The following is a 4,962-nucleotide window of genomic DNA, read 5'->3' on the forward strand; positions in this document are numbered from 1 at the left end:
GCGAACACCGTACTTCAAAGTACTTAAACAACCATTTGGAGCAAGATCACCGAGCGGTAAAAGGGCGCTACCAGCCGATGCGAGGCTTCCAGACCTACACCAGCGCCGCCCGCTTCTGCCTGGCCCACGATGAGGTGCGCGACTTCCTCCGACCAGCCACCCGGCGCAAGGAGCACGTGCCTGCGGCCCGCCGACGGGCGATCCATGTCCAGAGAGTCGCCGCCCTCCGCGATATGCTCGCTGTCGCCTGACGACGACACCGCCCGCTAGGGCTGATCTGTGCCTTCGCTCAGAATTTGGCGCGAGACCTGACGGAACCCTCCGGCGGCCGCGACGGCACCTCCCGCAGCAGCGATGGCCGGCTGGACATCAAGCTTTCGTCTCCTGGAACTCCTGGCAACGGTACTAATCCGGAGCAGTTGTTCGCCGCCGGCTGGTCGGCCTGTTTCATTGGCGCGATGCAGCTCGCGGCCAGAAAAACAAAGGTTACCTTCCCGGCTGACGCGGTTGTCGACGCCGAAGTAGATTTGGGCAAGACCGGGGACGCTTACTTCCTTCAGGCTCGTCTCAACGTCAGCCTGCCCGGTTTGGAGCGCAACGTCGCCCAGGCCCTGGTGGATGCCGCGCACCAGACGTGCCCGTACTCCAAAGCCACCCGCGGCAACGTCGATGTTGCGATCAACCTGGTCTGAGCCGGACCGGCCACGGACGTCCTGCCCGTGTCCAATGGGCAGGACGTCCCGATTATCGATACCTGGGAGCAGGCATAGCAGGCCTCCTCCAGTCCCGCATCCCGAGTGCCACGTAATGCTCGAGGCGGCAATCACGCGGATAGAACCTACCGTCAGTTCTCTTTAACAATGGAGGTCAAAATGACCGGTTTTCATACGCAGCCTGGATCAAGTTCAAGAATTTTTGTCCCGGCGATGGTTGCCATTGCCCTGCTGTCCGGATGCGCTGGCGTGCCTCCCCGGCTTGAGGCACCAAGCCAAGCGACTACCTCGACGCTCACCCGATACAATGCTCACGCCTGCACCCCTGCGGTCGCATCCGCGCTCGACGCCTACCGTGTCCCCCCTGAAGTAGTACGCGATCTCTTTTATACCCAGCGCCAGTCAGGTCAAGGTCAGCTTGTCGGTTACACGGCATGGATGCATCTGACGGACCAGCCCGGCTCCCTGATCGTGGATGTCGATCGCTCATGTCAGTTCGAGCAGGCCTATACCCGCGATGGAGCGAATCTTCCTGGCGTTTATCGCTCGCTCCTGTGAAGGGCCGACCTGTCCTGAAGACCGAGGTGCATACCGTATCATTGGCCCGTCAAGCGACCATCATGACCTTCAACTTCGGTCTGTCGCCGATGTCGAGGGATACTGGTCAGCTGCCGTTTGCCCACAGGTTGCCGGCTATCTCCTCTCGGAACAACGACCCCGCGCCCCAGTGAGCTTTGCGGACAATGAACCCGGGCCACTCAGCGTCATTTTCATACCTTACATAACTGAAGTGCTCTCATGATCTTCTTCGTCCTGGCGTATCTGGCGGGCGTGCTTACAATTGTGAGCCCTTGTATCTTGCCGGTTCTGCCTTTCGTCCTGACACGCGCGGGTCAGCCTTTCCGCCGCAGCGGTCTCCCTATGCTGGTCGGGATGGCGCTTGCGTTCACCGCCGTAGCGAGCCTTGCTGCGGTTACCGGTAACTGGGCGATTGAGCTGAACCGTCACGGCCGCACTCTTGCCCTGGTACTGATCGCATGCTTTGGGCTTGCGCTGATCTTCCCAGGGCTGTCAGCACGCCTTACAGCTCCCTTGGTAGCCCTCGGGGCGAGATTATCGCGCTCGGTCGATGAAAGAACCAGAACGAAAGACGTGAGCTTCGGCTCGTCAGCACTTCTCGGCATCGCAACCGGCCTGCTCTGGACACCGTGTGCAGGGCCGGTGCTTGGCCTGATCCTAGCGGGTGCCGCACTCGGGGGGACGAGCCTGGAAACATCTCTGCTTTTGCTGGCCTATGCGTCCGGCGCAGCGACATCGTTGGGCGCCGCGTTGATTTTCGGTGGTCGAGTCCTGGAGATGATGAAGGGCTCGCTCAGGCTCGGACACGGGCTGCGGCGCGGCCTCGGTGCTGGCGTAATAGCAAGCGTGGCGGCAATCTCGTTCGATCTCGATACTGGTTTCCTGACGCGGATCTCCTCGACCGGAACATCCGCTGTCGAGCAGAGGCTGATTGATGCCTTCGGTGCGGGAATATCGGACGAAGCACACTCTGATCCTGCTCCCGTCAACTCGGCCTATTCGGAGAAAAAACTTGCGGCTCCGCTGTTCGGCGCGACGCAGTGGCTCAATTCCGCGCCGCTGACGAGCGAAAGCGTCAAGGGCAAGGTCGTCCTGGTGAACTTCTGGACCTATTCCTGCATCAACTGCCTGCGCTCACTGCCTCATGTCGGCGCCTGGGCCGAAAAATACCGGGATCAGGGCCTGGTGGTTATCGGAGTGCATGCACCCGAATTCGCCTTCGAGAAGAACATCGACAACGTCCGTCGTGCGCTGTCGAACCTTGGCGTCACCTATCCCGTCGCGATCGACAACAATTTTGAAGTCTGGCGCGCCTTCAACAATCGCGCCTGGCCTGCGCGCTTCTTCATCGATGCGGCGGGGCGCATCCGGCACCGTGAATTCGGCGAAGGTGAGTACAACCGGTCGGAACGCGTGATCGAGAAGCTTCTTGCCGAAGCGGGCGCTCCGATGGTGTCCAGGGAAACGATTGCGGTGGACACGAAAGGCGCTCAGGCTTCTCCCGATCTGGCCAACCTGCGCTCGCCCGAAACCTATATCGGCTACAACCAGACCCGGAACTTCATTTCTCCCGGCGGTGCTGTTGAGGATGCCGGCCATGTCTATCAGGCTGGTCGCCCGCAGCTCAACCACTGGGGGCTGACCGGCGACTGGACGATCGGCGGCGAACACGCCACCCTCAACGGGACGGGCGGCGGCATCGTCCATCGGTTCCATGCCCGCGACCTGCACCTGGTCCTGGGTCCGTCACCGGACGGCAGGCCGGTTCGCTTCCGCGTCACGATCGACGGCACGGCTCCAGGTGACAGTCACGGATCGGACGTCGATGTCGATGGAACTGGGACTGTCGTCGAGGAGCGGCTTTACCAGCTCATCCGGCAAATCGGGCCCGTTACCGAGCGGACGTTTACGATCGAGTTCCTGGATCCAGGCGTCCGGGCATACGCGTTCACCTTCGGCTGATAAACCAACGCGGCGGATCTCTGGCATTTACCAATATCGCTGGACAACAGCACCGTGTTGCAAGCGTGGCCTGGCAGGCGTTTGCCAACATCGTCGTCCAACACGTTTTTCGAAATACTGTCTGCCATGCCCGAGCCATGTGGCCGCGCCCGAAATGGAGGGAACCAGCATGCCGTTCGATCAAATAGATAAGCCTGCCATTCTTCGCCCGCTGGGCGGAATCGCGAAGTTATTCTGGCTGATCAGCCAGAACCGGCAGACGCATTTCGCAATCACCGCAGAGGTCGCCGGATCGTCCTAGGTCGCCCAGTGGCAGGAGGCGCTTGATCGTATCTGTGGCCAGCTGCCTGTCATCTGGAGCCGGATCGTTCCGGACAGTCGCGGCGCGCCGTTGTTTAAGGTGGTTCCACGCGGATCGATACCGCTGCAGGTCGTCAAGTACGCTGGATCGGACTGGGCAGCTCACGTTGCCGCCCAGATCGAGCGGCCGTTCGATCCCTCCGAGGCACCACTATTGCGCGCTACCCTGCTGCATGGCGACGGTCGCTCTGTCATTATTCTCTGCGCGCACCACACCATCGCGGATGGTCTGTCGCTGTCCTTTCTGATGCGCGACCTGCTGCGCACGCTCGGAGGGGAAACGGTCGTGCTCAGCCCGGTTACGGCCTCACTCGAGCAGATGGTCGCCTCCAGGGCCGAACCGGCCGGAGCTCTGACGCCACCACCGGAAGCTCCACCGGCAGGGCGGGATGCTCCCTATCGCCTTTTGGACGGACCATTGCCCCACGTCGAGTCCCTGCGTTTCAGTCGGGAAAAGACAGAACGGCTCCGGGCATGGGCGCGGGCGGAACGAACGACGGTGCACGGCGCCCTGAACGCTGCCGCGACATTTGCGGCCTCGGTCAGGATGCCCGGATGGTCTGATCTTCCGCTCCGGATCCACTCTCCCATTGACCTGCGAGGCAGACTGCTGGGACGCAGTGAGGATCTCGGCGTTTTCGTATCGGCAGCGATCGTCGAGTTAGGAGACGGATTAGGGGACCTCAGGAGAAGAGCTCGCTTCTTCTCGGACAGTCTCGCTCCGCTCAAGGCCAGCGAACTGCTTGCAGGCATGGTCGGCATGATGCGCGACCAGATGGCCGGCATCACGACGGTAGATCGGGCGCAGGCATTCCTGGCGCAGCAAGCCGGCGCCGATATCCTTCTGAGCAACCTTGGGGCTGTGGATTTCCCGGACCGCTACGGCCCCTTCACGCTCGAAGCGCTTTGGGGTCCATCCGTCACCATGGGTTTCGCCCTCGCTCAGACGATCGGGGCGATTACCCTGGGAGGCCAGCTGCACCTGCTTCATACCAGCTATGAGCCGGCAAGAGGTCTGCTTGCCGAGACCTCGTCCATCCTGGATGCCGTGCTGCAGGACAGTCTCGGCTACGTCTAGGCAGTGTGGGGCGCGGTTTGGATATCGTTGGCGGGCATGGCCGGATACCAGGCGGTAAACAGGTCGCGGAGCGTGCCGTTGAGGGTTCGGGTCGGGTTCTGCAGAAGCTAATGGGCACATTTCTTCGACCGCTGCATTTGTTGTTTCCTGGCAAGGCATTTGCTGACGATGAAGTTGACATTCCGACGCCGGCACCTCTGACACCATCATGGGGCGGTCAATACCGACCCCGGAGAGAACGCTGGCCTGGTAAGCGCAGCGGTTCCGTCA

The 4,962-nt window shown here is 61.5% G+C and carries 6 protein-coding genes and 1 pseudogene; all 7 read left to right on the forward strand.

The window, feature by feature from the left end; genetic code table 11:
- Positions 1-251: DDE-type integrase/transposase/recombinase (locus AC5JJ6_RS41260; protein WP_496047620.1), on the forward strand; the 251-nt coding region annotated here is incomplete at its 5' end.
- A 45-nt stretch (positions 252-296) separates the two neighbouring features.
- Positions 297-692 (forward strand): organic hydroperoxide resistance protein, encoded by a 396-nt coding sequence (locus AC5JJ6_RS41265; RefSeq protein ID WP_496047621.1) that lies wholly within the window; start codon positions 297-299, stop codon positions 690-692.
- Positions 693-872: 180 nt separating this feature from the next.
- Positions 873-1,271 (forward strand): hypothetical protein, encoded by a 399-nt coding sequence (locus AC5JJ6_RS41270; RefSeq protein ID WP_496047622.1) that lies wholly within the window; start codon positions 873-875, stop codon positions 1,269-1,271.
- 240 nt (positions 1,272-1,511) lie between these two features.
- Complete coding sequence (locus AC5JJ6_RS41275) at positions 1,512-3,254, forward strand: cytochrome c biogenesis protein DipZ (RefSeq protein WP_496047623.1); 1,743 nt, start codon at positions 1,512-1,514, stop codon at positions 3,252-3,254.
- Positions 3,255-3,423: 169 nt separating this feature from the next.
- Positions 3,424-3,555 carry a hypothetical protein gene (locus AC5JJ6_RS41280; RefSeq protein WP_496047624.1) on the forward strand — a complete coding sequence of 44 codons (132 nt, stop codon included), beginning with the start codon at positions 3,424-3,426 and terminating at the stop codon, positions 3,553-3,555.
- A 27-nt stretch (positions 3,556-3,582) separates the two neighbouring features.
- Positions 3,583-3,882 (forward strand): annotated as a pseudogene (locus AC5JJ6_RS41285) (condensation domain-containing protein); the annotation flags it as partial.
- Positions 3,883-3,933: 51 nt separating this feature from the next.
- Positions 3,934-4,692 carry a phthiocerol/phthiodiolone dimycocerosyl transferase family protein gene (locus AC5JJ6_RS41290; protein WP_496047625.1) on the forward strand — a complete coding sequence of 253 codons (759 nt, stop codon included), beginning with the start codon at positions 3,934-3,936 and terminating at the stop codon, positions 4,690-4,692.
- The last annotated feature ends 270 nt before the right edge of the window (positions 4,693-4,962 follow it).

This window comes from Skermanella sp., from assembly GCF_059503625.1.

Excerpts from the sequence above, each read along its gene's own strand:
- AC5JJ6_RS41270 (WP_496047622.1), top strand. The coding sequence starts at position 873 with ATGACCGGTTTTCATACGCAGCCTGGATCAAGTTCAAGAATTTTTGTC.
- AC5JJ6_RS41275 (WP_496047623.1), top strand. The coding sequence starts at position 1,512 with ATGATCTTCTTCGTCCTGGCGTATCTGGCGGGCGTGCTTACAATTGTG.
- AC5JJ6_RS41280 (WP_496047624.1), top strand. The coding sequence starts at position 3,424 with ATGCCGTTCGATCAAATAGATAAGCCTGCCATTCTTCGCCCGCTGGGC.
- AC5JJ6_RS41290 (WP_496047625.1), top strand. The coding sequence starts at position 3,934 with ATGGTCGCCTCCAGGGCCGAACCGGCCGGAGCTCTGACGCCACCACCG.